Genomic DNA, 13,465 nt, shown 5'->3' with positions numbered 1-13,465 from the left:
GCCCCTCCCGTCCGGCGAGGGGTTTTAACTTTTGACCTTAGCGCGGCGATACAGCCGCCGCGGATGGCCAATTTTTCCGTACAGCATCTCCACTTCCAGAAAACCGGTCTCAACGCCGTGCTCCAGATAGCGACGGGCGGTGGTTTTGCTAAGCCCGGCGGCGCTGACCACTTCATCAACGGAAAAACAGTGCGCTTCCCGGTCGCTAAACAGTCCCTGCACCAGCGCCAGCGTTTTCTCTTCAATCCCCTTGCTGCCGCTATCCACGCGATAGTTCTTCGCCTGCAGTTGATAGAGGGAATCGACGTTTTGCTGATCGACGATTTTCCACTCCCGTTGCTGATCGTAGAACTGGATAAAGCGCTCCAGCGACTGGCTCAGCCGCTTCCATGATACCGGCTTAAGGATATAGTCGAAGGCGCCGTTGCGGATGGCCTGGCTGCAGGTTTCCATATCGCTGGCGGCGGTGATAAAGATCACCGAGCATTGTCTGGTCGCCAGCGCCGGGTCGGTCATCAGCGTGACGCCTTTGCCGTCCGGTAAATAGTTATCCAGCAGCACCAGCTGCGGCGGCGTGGCGTAAAGCAGCTGCCGCGCCTGAGCGAGGGAGGCCGCCATGCCTGCCAGCCGCAGTCGCGGGTGTTTTTGCACAAGCTCGGCGTGCAGGCGCGCCAGTTCGCTCTCATCTTCAATGATTAGCACATCGACCAGGTCATGATGCATCGTGGGCCTCCGGTTGCGGACAGGCGTGCGCGTCGGCCGGGATAAATAGGGTGAAGATCGTTCCCCGCGGCGCGTTATCGGCGACTTCGATGGTGCCGCCCGCCTGAGTGACATAATGTTCAATAAGATACAGACCAATGCCGTGATCGCCACGGGTTTTGGTGGTGACGCCGCGTTCAAAAATGCGCTCGCGGATATCGGGGCGGATGCCGACGCCGCGGTCGGCCACTTCGATAATCAACTCCCGGGCGTTGAGCTGGATCAGGACTTCCACCGGCTCATGCGGCAGCTCGGCACGCTGCGTGGCTTCGATGGCGTTATCCAGCAGGTTGCCGATGATGGAGATCAGCTCGGATTCCATCAGCGACGGCAGGGGGCGGTCGATGCGGCAGGCCGGGTCGAAGCTCAGCGCCACGCCTTTTTCGCGGGCGCGGGTGGCTTTGCCGAGCAGCAGACCGCATAGCGTCGGCGAGTGGAAGTGCGAGGAGATAAAATCCAGTAGCTCCTGAGCATGTTCCGACTGGGCCTGAATATAGCGGATCGCTTCGTCATAATGGCCCATATGCAGCAGGCCGGAGAGGGTAGTCATCCGGTTGAGCTGCTCGTGGCGCATGATGCGCAGATTGTCGACATAGCGCTTCACCTGGCTCAGCTGGGCGGTGAGGGCATTGATTTCATTGCGGTCACGGAATGTGATCACCCAGCCCTGCAGGGTATTCTCCAGCATAATGCGCACCCGACTGGCGAGCACGGTCAACTGGTTGAAGCGGCACAGCTCATCGTGGGTATCGCGTTCGAGCATGTCGCCGCTGGCGAAAAAGGGCTGCGGCGAAATGACGCTGTCGATCGACTGACCGCGCAGCTGGCGGGCGGGCTGGCTGAGCCCCAGCAGGCTGCGGGCGGCATGGTTTATCACCTCAATACGCCGCTGGCGATCGATGACGATCACCCCCTCAAAGATCGACTCCATCATCGCCTTTTGCTGGCGAACCAGCAGGCCAATTTCCCGCGGCTCGAGCGAAAAAATCTGCTTCTTGATACTGCGGGTAAAGTACCAGGAGAAGATAAACAGGGCGATGAGCAGCAGGACGGCGGCGATAAAAATATTGATCACTTTAGTCAGAGTAATGCTGTCGAGATAGCTGGTGAGGTAGCCGACGGAGACAATACCGATCACTCGCCCTGCGTCATCAACGATGGGCGTTTTGCTGCGCAGCGAGACCCCGAGGCCGCCTTTGCGAATGGTGGTGATGGATTTTCCTTCCAGTACCGCCTGGTTGTCGCCGCCGACCAGTCTGGTGCCAACCCACTCCGGATGGACGGAATGAAACAGATGAACTCCCTGACGGTCGCCGATGACGATAAAGCTGGCGTCGCTATGGGCGGCGATTTGCTGCATAAACGCCTGAATCGCCTGTGGGTCGTGCCGGCTGACCTGTTGACGTAAATTCGGCATCAGGGCTATCTCTTCGGCCTGTATTTTGGCCCGGGCGCTCATCTCCTGATAAAGCTGGCGGCTGGCGTCAAAATAATAATAAATGCCCAGCGCGATAAAAAGGACCGAGAAAAAAGCGACCAGAGAAATAAACAGCTTATATTGAAAAGATAATTTCATAGGCCCCGGACGACGTATTAACCATACCGGCACTCTATCATTTTTCTGTCACGTGACGTAAATGTTAAGGGAAAGTTGTGATCAGCGGCGCAGGCGCGGTCTGCCGCCAGCGGTCGCGGTGGAAATAGGCGGCCGGCGGGAAATAAAAACCATAAAAACCACAGTCATAAATCAGAGATATATCACTCCCGGGCAGTTCAGCGAATAGAAACCATAAAAACCATAGTGACCATTAAAACTTCTTTTTTAATCTGGGAAGCTTCACATTAACGACGCCGCTGTCCCTTTACGCTGAAAATGAATAATAACGACAGGGCTGAATTTATGAGCACCACAGACAATGCATTCTCTGCAACCCTTGAACCGATCGATACGCCGAAAACCACGCTCAAGCAGCGCTGGTGGCATATTATGGATAACTGGAAGGTGGGGATCGTCCCGCTTCCGCTGTTTCTGCTGGCCGGAGGACTGATTGCCCTCGACTGCCTTGGCGGCAAACTGCCGAGCGATATCGTGGTGATGGTGGCCACCCTGGCTTTCTTTGGCTTCGCCTGCGGCGAGTTTGGTAAACGCCTCCCGGTGCTGGGGAAACTCGGTGCGGCGGCGATCTGCGCCACCTTTATTCCTTCCGCGCTGGTCCACTATGGTCTGCTGCCTGACGTGGTTATTGAATCCACGACCAAATTCTATAAATCCACTAACATCCTCTATCTCTATATCTGCTGCATCATTGTCGGCAGCATCATGAGTATGAACCGCACCACGCTGATTCAGGGCTTTCTGAAGATCTTCTTCCCGATGCTGTGCGGCGAAGTGGTCGGCATGCTGGTGGGCATCGGCGTCGGCACGCTGCTGGGCATGGAGCCGTTCCAGGTGTTCTTCTTTATCGTGCTGCCGATTATGGCCGGCGGCGTGGGAGAGGGGGCGATCCCGCTGTCAATGGGTTATGCCGCGCTGATGCATATGGAGCAGGGCGTGGCCCTGGGCCGGGTATTGCCGATGGTGATGCTTGGCAGCCTGACGGCGATCGTCATCTCCGGCTGCCTCAACCAGCTCGGCAAGCGCTTCCCGCATCTGACCGGCGAAGGGCAACTGATGCCGAACCGCAGCCATGAAACCCGCAGCCTCAGCGAGAGCGAAGGCGTGAGCGGTAAGACCGACGTTGGGACCCTCGCCTCCGGCGCGCTGCTGGCGGTACTGCTGTATATGATGGGGATGCTCGGCCACAAACTGATTGGTCTGCCGGCGCCGGTAGGCATGCTGTTCCTCGCGGTGCTGTTAAAGCTGGCTAACGTGGTGTCTCCGCGTCTGCAGGAGGGGTCGCAGATGGTGTATAAATTCTTCCGCACCGCGGTCACCTACCCGATCCTCTTTGCCGTCGGCGTGGCGATCACTCCGTGGCAGGAACTGGTAAACGCCTTCACTTTAACCAACCTGCTGGTGATCGTCAGTACCGTCTCCGCGCTGGTGGCGACCGGTTTCCTGGTTGGTAAAAAGATAGGGATGCACCCGATCGATGTGGCGATTGTTTCCTGTTGCCAGAGCGGGCAGGGCGGCACCGGCGATGTGGCGATCCTGACCGCCGGCAACCGCATGAGCCTGATGCCGTTCGCGCAGATCGCTACCCGCATCGGCGGGGCGATAAATGTCTCGCTGGGGTTGCTGTTCCTCAGCCACTATCTGGCGTGATATAACGCTACGCTCAGCGATAAATCTGCTATTTTCCGCTACAGAACGCCGAAAATATCTGCGTTCTGTATCCTAAATGCTCCGCATTTAGCGTTACAATCAGCGCGCGATCGGCTATCGCAACCATCATCATGACAGTCCAGGCGCTGTCGTATTTATCATATGTAGGAGAGGAATTAATGTCAGTGGATACTCCCGCCCAGGCGGGCGTCAGCATCGACGCATTGCTGGCGGCGAAAGAGCAGCGTGCAGCCCGCCAGGCCGACTGGTTGGCCCATTATCAGCAGCCTATTATTTCCCTGACCTTGGTGACCCCGGGGGCGGTGAAGGACAGCATTCGCTATCGCAATATGATGGGCGTTGCCCTCCAGGCCTGCGATCAGCTGCTGTGGAAGCACCGCTGGCAAACGCTGGATCGTCAGGTGCTATGGCTGCCGACCGGGCCAGAAGCGCTGTGGTGCGTAGCGCATCCGGCCAGCGAAATCAAAGCGATGTGCAGTACGCTGGAGCAGAGCCATCCGCTGGGACGCCTGTGGGATATCGATGTAATCTGTCCGCAGAACGGGCTGGTGGGACGCCAGTCGCTGGGCGAATCGCAGCGCCGCTGCCTGCTGTGCGATGAGCCGGCGCACGCCTGTGCGCGCAGCCGTCGTCACGACACCGATCTCGTCGTCGCCCGCGTTGAGCAGATGATTGACGCGTGGTTCGCCCGCGATTAATCGGGATTGTTTTCTGTATCCTCACTAATCCGAGTTGCACGCAGCCAACCCGCATGCAACTCGAAGTGTGAGCGTTAAAAGTCGATCGGCGCGCGAAAGGTCATCGCGTTGCCGTAGGCAGGATGGGTGATGGTGAGCGTCTCGGCGTGCAGCAGCAGGCGCGGGGCCATCGCCAGCGCCTCCGGCGTGGCATAGAAGCGGTCGCCAAGGATCGGATGCCCCAGCGCCAGCATATGCACGCGCAGCTGGTGCGACCGCCCGGTAATCGGCTTCAGGCGCACGCGGGCGGTGTTATCCTCTGCGTACTCCAGCACCTCATATTCGGTTTGCGCCGCTTTGCCGGTTTCATAGCACACCTTCTGCATTGGCCGGTTCGGCCAGTCGCAAATCAGCGGTAAATCCACGAGGCCTTCCGCCGGCTGCGGATGGCCCCAGACGCGGGCGACGTACTGCTTCTTCGGCTCGCGCTCGCGGAACTGACGCTTCAGTTCACGCTCGGCGGCTTTATTCAGCGCCACCACAATCACGCCGCTGGTGGCCATATCCAGGCGATGCACCGATTCGGCCTGCGGGAAGTCGCGCTGAATGCGCGTCATCACGCTGTCTTTATGCTCCTCAAGACGACCGGGGACGGACAACAAGCCGCTCGGCTTGTTGACCACCATGATGTGCTCATCCTGATACAGGATCACCAGCCAGGGATCCTGCGGCGGATTGTAGTTTTCCATCGCCATGTTCGCGTTCCGTTACTGGTGAGTGACGACGATCAGACGCAGCGCGTCCAGACGCCATCCGGCCTGCGCCAGCGCATCCATCACCTGCTGACGGTTGCTTTCGATTGCCGCCAGTTCGTCGTCACGGATGTTCGGGTTCACCGCCTTCAGCGCTTCCAGACGCGACAGCTCCGCCGTCAGCTTTTCATCGGCTTCGTTACGCGCCGCGTCGATCAGCCCCTGCGCCGCTTTGGCGATCTGCGCTTCACCCTGCTGCAGAATCGCATGAACGTCCTGCTGCACCGCATTGACCAGCTTGCTACCGGTATGGCGGTTGACCGCGCTCAGCTGGCGGTTGAAGCTTTCGAACTCCACCTGCGCGGCGAGGTTGTTGCCGTTCTTATCCAGCAGCATGCGAACCGGGGTCGCCGGCAGGAAGCGGTTGAGCTGCAGCTGCTTCGGCGCCTGCGCTTCGACGACATAGATCAGCTCCAGTAGCAGGGTGCCGACCGGCAGCGCCTTGTTCTTCAGCAGGGAAATGGTGCTGCTGCCGGTATCGCCGGAAAGGATCAGGTCCAGACCGTTGCGTATCAGCGGGTGTTCCCAGGTAATAAATTGCGCATCTTCACGCGACAGCGCCACGTCACGTTCGAAGGTGATGGTGCAACCGTCTTCCGGCAGGCCCGGGAAATCCGGCACCAGCATATGGTCGGAAGGGGTGAGGACGATCAGGTTTTCACCGCGGTCGTCCTGGTTGATGCCGACGATATCGAACAGGTTCATCGAGAAAGCGATCAGGCTGGTGTCGTCATCCTGCTCTTCGATGCTCTCCGCCAGGGCCTGGGCTTTCTCGCCGCCGTTGGAGTGGATCTCCAGCAGACGGTCGCGGCCCTGCTCCAGCTGCGCCTTCAGGGCATCATGCTGTTGGCGGCAGGATTTGATCAGATCGTCAAAGCCGTCGGTGGATTCCGGCGCCGCAAGATAGTTGATCAGTTCATCGTGCACGCTGTCGTAGACGGTGCGACCGGTCGGGCAGGTATGTTCGAAGGCGTCGAGCCCTTCGTGATACCAGCGCACCAGCACCGACTGCGCGGTTTTTTCCAGGTACGGAACGTGGATCTGGATATCGTGCGCCTGGCCGATACGGTCGAGACGACCGATACGCTGCTCCAGCAGATCCGGGTTAAACGGCAGGTCGAACATCACCAGGTTGCTGGCGAACTGGAAGTTGCGTCCTTCGGAGCCGATCTCGGAGCACAGCAGCACCTGGGCGCCGGTGTCTTCTTCAGCAAACCACGCCGCGGCGCGGTCGCGTTCGATAATCGACATCCCTTCATGGAACACCGCGGCGCGGATGCCTTCGCGCTCGCGCAGCACCTGCTCCAGCTGCAGGGCGGTGGCGGCCTTAGCGCAGATTACCAGCACCTTCTGCGAGCGATGGCTGGTCAGGTAGCCCATCAGCCACTCGACGCGCGGGTCGAAGTTCCACCAGGTACCGGTATCACCTTCAAATTCCTGATAGATCTGCTCCGGATAGAGCATGTCGCGCGCGCGCTCTTCCGCGGTTTTGCGCGCGCCCATAATGCCGGACACTTTGATGGCCGTCTGGTACTGGGTCGGCAGCGGCAGACGAATGGTGTGCAGCTCGCGTTTCGGGAAACCTTTGACGCCGTTACGGGTATTACGGAACAGCACGCGGCTGGTGCCGTGGCGGTCCATCAGCATCGAGATCAGCTCCTGGCGCGCGGCCTGGGCATCTTCGCGATCGCTGTTGGCGGCCTGCAGCAGCGGCTCGATATCCTGCTCGCCGATCAGATCGCCCAGGGTATTGAGTTCGCTATCGCTCAGCTTGTTGCCCGCCAGCAGCAGCGCGACGGCGTCGGCCACCGGACGGTAGTTCTGCTGTTCTTCGACAAACTGTTCAAAATCGTGGAAGCGGTTCGGATCCAACAGACGCAGGCGCGCAAAATGGCTCTCCATTCCCAGCTGTTCCGGCGTCGCGGTCAGCAGCAGGATACCCGGCACGCGCTCAGCCAGCTGTTCAATAGCCTGATATTCACGGCTCGGCGCCTCTTCGCTCCACACCAGGTGGTGCGCTTCGTCGACCACCATCAGGTCCCACTCGGCGTCGCACAGGTGCTCCAGGCGCTGCTTGCTGCGACGCACGAAGTCTAAAGAGCAGATCACCAGCTGTTCGGTTTCGAACGGATTGTAGGCATCGTGCTGCGCTTCGGCGTAGCGCTCGTCGTCGAACAGCGAGAAACGCAGGTTGAAACGGCGCAGCATCTCCACCAGCCACTGGTGCTGGAGGGTTTCCGGGACCACGATCAGCACGCGCTCGGCGGCGCCGGAGAGTAGCTGCTGGTGCAGGATCATCCCGGCTTCAATGGTTTTACCTAAGCCCACTTCATCGGCCAGCAGGACGCGCGGCGCGTGACGACGGCCCACATCGTGGGCAATATGCAGCTGGTGCGGGATCAGGCTGGTGCGCTGGCCGCGCAGGCCGCTCCACGGCATGCGGTACTGTTCGCTCTGGAACTTGCGCGCGCGGTAGCGCAGGGCAAAGCGATCCATACGGTCGATTTGGCCGGCGAACAGGCGGTCCTGCGGTTTGCTGAATACCAGTTTGCTGTCGAGCAGCACTTCACGCAGGGTGACGTTCGCTTCCTGGGTGTCCAGGCGGGTGCCAGTGTAGGACAGCAGCCCGTTCTCTTCATTCACTTTGTCAACGTGGAGCTGCCAGCCTTCATGGCTGGTGATGGTGTCGCCCGGGTTAAACATTACGCGGGTGATCGGGGAATCGTTGCGAGAGTACAGACGGTTTTCGCCGATGGCGGGGAAAAGGAGAGTGACCATGCGCGCATCCAGCGCTACCACCGTCCCTAATCCTAGTTCGCTCTCTGTGTCGCTAATCCAGCGTTGACCAAGTGTAAAAGGCATATATGTTCGGCTCTTTAGTTCTTTAATTGCAGGCAATAGTTGATCATCTCCATGAACAATCGGAGATGCGTCAAAATTGGGGCCAGGAATGGAAAGGGCGCTATATTACTGGATGGCAGAACGTTCGTCACGTTCTCCTCACGCTTCATTTTTAGGCTTTCGTGCCCGTGGAATGGATGACAAAAAATCAAAATAGCCCCAACTGTCCTGTCACTATTGTAGCAAAGTCATCGTTGACGAAGGGCAGGATCCCTTCCGCCACCGGCTGCAACTGCTTTGTTAAATAGTGATCGTAATCGAGCGGCGACTGCTGGTAATCCACCGGCTCCGGGCCGCTGGTGGTCCAGACGTATTTGATGGTGCCGCGCTGCTGATACTGCTGCGCCCGCCCAAGCTTCAGGTTGTGTTCATCGGCAAGCCGGGCGGCGCGCACGTGCGGCGGTACGTTGCGCTGATACTCCGCCAGCGGCCGGCGCAGGCGTTTGCGATAAACCAGCTGTTCGTCGAGCTCGCCGTTCATCAGCCTGGCGATAGTCTCCCGCACATAATCCTGATACGGCTGGTTGCGGAAGATGCGCAGGTATAACTCCTGTTGAAACTGCTGGGCCAGCGGCGTCCAGTCGGTACGCACCGTTTCCAGCCCCTTAAACACCATGCGCTGGGCATCGCCCTCCTGAATCATCCCGGCATAGCGCTTCTTGCTGCCGGTATCGGCGCCGCGGATCGTCGGCATTAAAAAGCGGCAGAAGTGGGTTTCATACTCCAGCTCCAGGGCGCTGGTAAGCTGGCTTTTGCTAAGCTCCTGCGCCCACCAGGCGTTGACATCGCTGACCAGCTCGCGGCCGATCTCCGCCGCCTGGGCTTCGCTGTGCGGGCGCTTAAGCCAGACGAAGGTGGAGTCGGTATCGCCGTAGATAACGTCATAGCCTTTGGCTTCAATTAACGCTTTGGTCTGGCGCATGATCGCATGGCCGCGCATGGTGATCGACGAGGCGAGACGCGGGTCGAAGAAGCGGCAGGCGCTGGTCCCCAGCACGCCGTAAAAGGCGTTCATAATGATCTTCAGCGCCTGGGAGAGCGGCTTATTGTGCTGGCGTTTGGCTTCATCCCGGCCGTGCCAGATCTGGCTGACAATCCCCGGCAGGCAGTGCTTATCTCGCGAGAAGCGGGCGCCGAGGAAGCCCTCGATACTGTGCTGGTCATCGGGTTGCGCCAGCCCTTCAACCAGGCCGACCGGATCGATTAAAAAGGTACGAATAATCGACGGATACAGGCTTTTATAGTCCAGCACCAGCACCGAGTCATACAGGCCGGGGCGGGAGTCCATCACGTAGCCGCCAGGGCTCGCCTGCGGCGGTACGTCGCCGAGATTCGGCGCCACGTAGCCCAGGCGGTGCATGCGCGGGAAATAGAGATGGCTGAAGGCGGCGACCGAGCCGCCGTGGCGGTCGGCGGGCAGACCGTTGACCGTCGCCCGTTCGAGCAAAAACGGCATGATCTCCGTTTTGTGGAAGATCCGCGTCACCAGCTCGCAATCCTGCAGGTTATAGATGGCCAGCGCCGGTTTGTCTTCATGAAAGCGGCGATCGATCTCATCCATCCGATCCCATGGGTTGTCGATGGCTTTGCCTTCTCCCAGCAGCTCGCGGGCCACCGCCTCCAGCGAAAAGGAGGAGAAATTCCAGAACGCCGATTTTAGCGCGTCGATGCCGTCGATAATCAGCCGCCCGTTGGCCTGGGCGAAAAAGACGCCGTTCTTAAAGCCGTGCTCACGCCACTCCAGCTCGCTGTTGCCGCGGCCGAGCCGCAGCGGGATGCGATAGCGTTCGGCGTGCTTTTGCAGAACACGCAGATCGAACTGCACTACGTTCCAGCCGATCAGCACGTCGGGGTCGTGTTCGGCAAACCAGGCGTTGAGCTTTTCCAGCAGCAGGGGACGGCTGGCGGTGAAGACCAGCTCGAAGTCGACGTCTGGCGGCGTTTCCGGTTCGGGGCCCAGCATGTAGACCACCCGCTGGCCGCAGCCTTCCAGACCGATGCAGTACAGCTCGCCGTGGCGGCTGGTTTCGATATCCAGCGACACCCATTTCAGCGGCGGACGATAGTCAGGGTTCGGCTTCATGCGCGCGTTGACCAGCTGCGAGCCGCGCGTTTCGCCTTCCACCCACACCGGGGCGGTGATAAAGCGCTCCATCAGATAGCGCTCCGGCGGGCGGATATCGCCTTCGTAAACGGTGACGCCGCTGTCGCGGAGCATCTTCTCCAGACGCATCAACTGGCGATGGGCGCGGCAGTAGAGGCCAACAATTGGCTGACGGTGGAAATCTTTCAGGGCCAGCGGGGCGAAGCGGAGCCCTTTCTCCCCCTGCAGCAGCCGTTCAGCCTGCGCCCGCTGCGCTTCGGGAATAAAGGCGACGGACTCCTGCGGCGGGAGGGTGACCTGCAGCGGACCGTCGTCGGTGGCCAGCCAGAAGGAGAGCTCGGTGCCCTGCGGAGTGTCCCGCCAGTGACGGGTGAGTAAAAATCCTGCTCGTGGCTGGGTCACGGGTATTCTCGCCGATAAAAAACCAGGCCTGATTATAGCCTGGTTTCATGAGGGGTGCTGGGGTTTTATACAGGTGTTCGGCGCTAATGTTGCTCCGGATTGCGGCTTGCGCCTTATCCCGGCTACCAGATGGCGCAGAGCCCTGGCCCTGCTAAGCGCAGCGCGAGCAGGGTGATTATTGGCCGTAGTAGGCTTTGGCCCCATGCTTACGCAGATAGTGCTTATCCAGCAGGGTCTGCTGCATAGCCGGCAGCTGCGGCGCCAGCTGGCGGCAGAAAATCCCCATATAGGCGATCTCTTCCAGCACGATGGCGTTATGCACCGCGTCTTCGGCGTTCTTGCCCCAGGCGAACGGGCCGTGGGAATGGACCAGCACGCCGGGCATCTGCGCCGGGTCGATTCCCTGCTGGCGGAAGGTTTCGACAATCACGTTGCCGGTTTCCCACTCATAGTCGCCGTTGATCTCCGCATCGGTCATTAACCTGGTGCAGGGCACCGGGCCATAAAAGTAGTCGGCATGGGTAGTGCCGGTCGCGGGAATTGATTGCCCGGCCTGCGCCCAGATGGTGGCGTGGCGCGAATGGGTATGCACAATGCCGCCCAGCGTCGGGAAAGCCTGATACAGCAGGCGATGGGTCGGGGTATCCGACGAGGGCTTTTTATTACCCTCTACCACTTCGCCGCTCTCCAGACTGACCACCACCATATCGTCGGCGGTCATCACGCGGTAATCCACGCCGGAGGGTTTGATCACGAACACCCCTTTCTCGCGGTCGACGGCGCTGACGTTGCCCCAGGTTAAGGTCACCAGATTATGCTTTGGCAGAGCCAGGTTAGCTTCCAGCACCTGGCGTTTAAGATCTTCTAACATAGTGTGCTCCGAATAGCAGGCGAGTCGGGTATCCCTCACCCCGACCCTCTCCCGGCGGGAGAGGGAGAAAGGCGGCATGGCGCCCGGTCGGTCCCCTCTCCCCAACGGGGAGAGGGGAAGGGTGAGGGGACGGCCTCTTAGCGTTTTGAACCGTAATACACTTCATTCCAGCGCAGCGCGTCCTTGAAGGACGGCAGACGGGTATCGTTGTCGATGACGGTCAGCTCGATATCATGCAGCTCGGCGAACTGGCGCATATCGTCGAGGTTCAGCGCATGGCTGAAGACGGTATGGTGCGCGCCGCCGGCGATGATCCAGGCTTCCGACGCGGTACGCAGATCCGGCTGCGCTTTCCACAGGGCGTTGGCCACCGGCAGCTTCGGCAGATCGTGCGGCGTTGGGACGGTTTCGATGGTATTGACCAGCAGACGGAAGCGGTCTCCCAGGTCGATCAGGCTGGCGACGATCGCCGGGCCGGTTTGAGTATTGAAGATCAGGCGCGCTGGATCCGCTTTGCCGCCGATGCCCAGCGGCTGAACGTCGAGGATCGGTTTCTCGGCGGTGGCGATCGTCGGGCACACTTCCAGCATGTGCGAGCCGAGCACCAGATCGTTACCATTGTCGAAGTGGTAGGTGTAATCCTCCATAAAGGAGGTGCCGCCCTGCAGACCAGTTGACATCACCTTCATGATGCGAAGCAGAGCGGCGGTTTTCCAGTCGCCCTCGCCGGCAAAGCCGTAGCCCTGCTGCATCAGGCGCTGTACGGCGAGACCCGGGAGCTGTTTCAGGCCGTGGAGATCTTCAAAGGTGGTGGTAAAGGCGTGGAAACCGCCCTGTTCGAGGAAGCGTTTCATCCCCAGCTCAATGCGCGCGGCGTCCAGCACGTTCTGGCGCTTCTCGCCGTGAACCTGCGCTGCCGGGGTCAGACGGTAGCTGCTCTCATATTCATCGACCAGGGCGCTGATATCGCCGTCGCTGATGCTGTTCACCACCTGCACCAGATCGCCGACCGCCCAGGTGTTCACCGAGAAGCCAAACTTAATCTGCGCCGCGACTTTATCGCCGTCGGTCACCGCCACTTCGCGCATGTTATCGCCGAAACGGCACACTTTCAGATGACGGGTATCCTGTTTGGAGACCGCCTGACGCATCCAGCCGCCGATACGCTGGTGGGCCTCTTTATCCTGCCAGTGGCCGGTGACCACGCTGTGTTGCTGGCGCATGCGGGCGCCGATGAAGCCGAACTCGCGGCCGCCGTGCGCGGTCTGGTTCAGGTTCATAAAGTCCATATCGATGCTGTCCCACGGCAGCGCGGCGTTGTACTGAGTATGGAACTGCAGCAGCGGCTTATTGAGGATGGTCAGGCCGTTGATCCACATTTTTGCCGGCGAGAAGGTATGCAGCCAGACCACTAACCCGGCGCATTTGTCATCGTAGTTGGCGTCGCGGCAGATATGGGTGATCTCGTCCGGGGTGGTGCCCAGCGGCTTAAGGACCAGTTTGCACGGCAGTTTGGCTTCCGCATTCAGGCTGTTCACCACATGTTCGGCATGCTTCGTCACCTGGCGCAGGGCTTCCGGGCCGTACAGATGTTGGCTGCCAATAACGAACCATACTTCATAGTTATCAAAAATCGTCATTTTCGTATCC

General features: G+C 59.8%; 9 protein-coding genes. 2 read left to right on the top strand and 7 right to left on the bottom strand.

What is annotated here, in order from left to right; translation table 11 throughout:
• Window positions 1–24: 24 nt before the first annotated feature.
• Together IB144_RS22090 and IB144_RS22085 are read right to left on the bottom strand one after the other, a co-directional pair.
• Entirely contained in the window at window positions 25–723 is a 699-nt protein-coding gene (locus IB144_RS22090; protein WP_149358895.1) for a response regulator, read from the bottom strand.
• Window positions 713–2,338, bottom strand: coding sequence for a sensor histidine kinase (locus IB144_RS22085; RefSeq protein ID WP_002888340.1), 1,626 nt, complete (start codon window positions 2,336–2,338; stop codon window positions 713–715). Before IB144_RS22085 ends, IB144_RS22090 begins: the two co-directional genes overlap by 11 nt.
• Before the next feature lie 324 nt (window positions 2,339–2,662).
• Between IB144_RS22085 and IB144_RS22080 the strand changes: the two genes are divergently transcribed.
• Both IB144_RS22080 and citX read left to right on the top strand, forming a co-directional pair.
• Complete coding sequence (locus IB144_RS22080) at window positions 2,663–4,027, top strand: 2-hydroxycarboxylate transporter family protein (protein ID WP_002888345.1); 1,365 nt, start codon at window positions 2,663–2,665, stop codon at window positions 4,025–4,027.
• Window positions 4,028–4,206: 179 nt separating this feature from the next.
• The gene (gene citX, locus IB144_RS22075) at window positions 4,207–4,746 is read left to right on the top strand and encodes a citrate lyase holo-[acyl-carrier protein] synthase (RefSeq protein WP_134894618.1); all 540 of its coding nucleotides are present in this window, start codon (window positions 4,207–4,209) and stop codon (window positions 4,744–4,746) included.
• A gap of 74 nt (window positions 4,747–4,820) precedes the next feature.
• On the opposite strand, the gene rluA is transcribed toward citX, so the two are convergent.
• The 5 genes from rluA to araA form a co-directional block, all read right to left on the bottom strand.
• Window positions 4,821–5,480: a bifunctional tRNA pseudouridine(32) synthase/23S rRNA pseudouridine(746) synthase RluA gene (gene rluA / locus IB144_RS22070; RefSeq protein ID WP_004145980.1), complete on the bottom strand. Its 660-nt coding sequence runs from the start codon at window positions 5,478–5,480 to the stop codon at window positions 4,821–4,823.
• 12 nt (window positions 5,481–5,492) lie between these two features.
• On the bottom strand, window positions 5,493–8,399 hold the full coding sequence (gene rapA, locus IB144_RS22065; RefSeq protein WP_004178574.1) for an RNA polymerase-associated protein RapA: 2,907 nt from the start codon (window positions 8,397–8,399) through the stop codon (window positions 5,493–5,495).
• A gap of 187 nt (window positions 8,400–8,586) precedes the next feature.
• A complete protein-coding gene (polB, locus tag IB144_RS22060; RefSeq protein ID WP_020317174.1) occupies window positions 8,587–10,944 on the bottom strand; it encodes a DNA polymerase II in 2,358 nt (785 codons plus the stop codon).
• A 175-nt stretch (window positions 10,945–11,119) separates the two neighbouring features.
• On the bottom strand, window positions 11,120–11,815 hold the full coding sequence (gene araD / locus IB144_RS22055; protein ID WP_002888353.1) for an L-ribulose-5-phosphate 4-epimerase: 696 nt from the start codon (window positions 11,813–11,815) through the stop codon (window positions 11,120–11,122).
• A 137-nt stretch (window positions 11,816–11,952) separates the two neighbouring features.
• Window positions 11,953–13,455, bottom strand: coding sequence for an L-arabinose isomerase (gene araA / locus IB144_RS22050; protein WP_004177424.1), 1,503 nt, complete (start codon window positions 13,453–13,455; stop codon window positions 11,953–11,955).
• Window positions 13,456–13,465: the final 10 nt, after the last annotated feature.

Origin of the sequence: Klebsiella sp. K4, from assembly GCF_014596785.2 — a bacterium.
GTDB lineage: Bacteria > Pseudomonadota > Gammaproteobacteria > Enterobacterales > Enterobacteriaceae > Klebsiella > Klebsiella pneumoniae.
This window is presented reverse-complemented; position numbering and strand designations above follow the sequence as displayed.

What these genes read in the sequence shown, in the direction of transcription:
- araD (WP_002888353.1), bottom strand. Translation starts at nt 11,815, where the DNA reads ATGTTAGAAGATCTTAAACGCCAGGTGCTGGAAGCTAACCTGGCTCTG.
- IB144_RS22080 (WP_002888345.1), top strand. Translation starts at nt 2,663, where the DNA reads ATGAGCACCACAGACAATGCATTCTCTGCAACCCTTGAACCGATCGAT.
- IB144_RS22090 (WP_149358895.1), bottom strand. Translation starts at nt 723, where the DNA reads ATGCATCATGACCTGGTCGATGTGCTAATCATTGAAGATGAGAGCGAA.
- citX (WP_134894618.1), top strand. Translation starts at nt 4,207, where the DNA reads ATGTCAGTGGATACTCCCGCCCAGGCGGGCGTCAGCATCGACGCATTG.
- rluA (WP_004145980.1), bottom strand. Translation starts at nt 5,480, where the DNA reads ATGGCGATGGAAAACTACAATCCGCCGCAGGATCCCTGGCTGGTGATC.
- araA (WP_004177424.1), bottom strand. Translation starts at nt 13,455, where the DNA reads ATGACGATTTTTGATAACTATGAAGTATGGTTCGTTATTGGCAGCCAA.
- IB144_RS22085 (WP_002888340.1), bottom strand. Translation starts at nt 2,338, where the DNA reads ATGAAATTATCTTTTCAATATAAGCTGTTTATTTCTCTGGTCGCTTTT.
- rapA (WP_004178574.1), bottom strand. Translation starts at nt 8,399, where the DNA reads ATGCCTTTTACACTTGGTCAACGCTGGATTAGCGACACAGAGAGCGAA.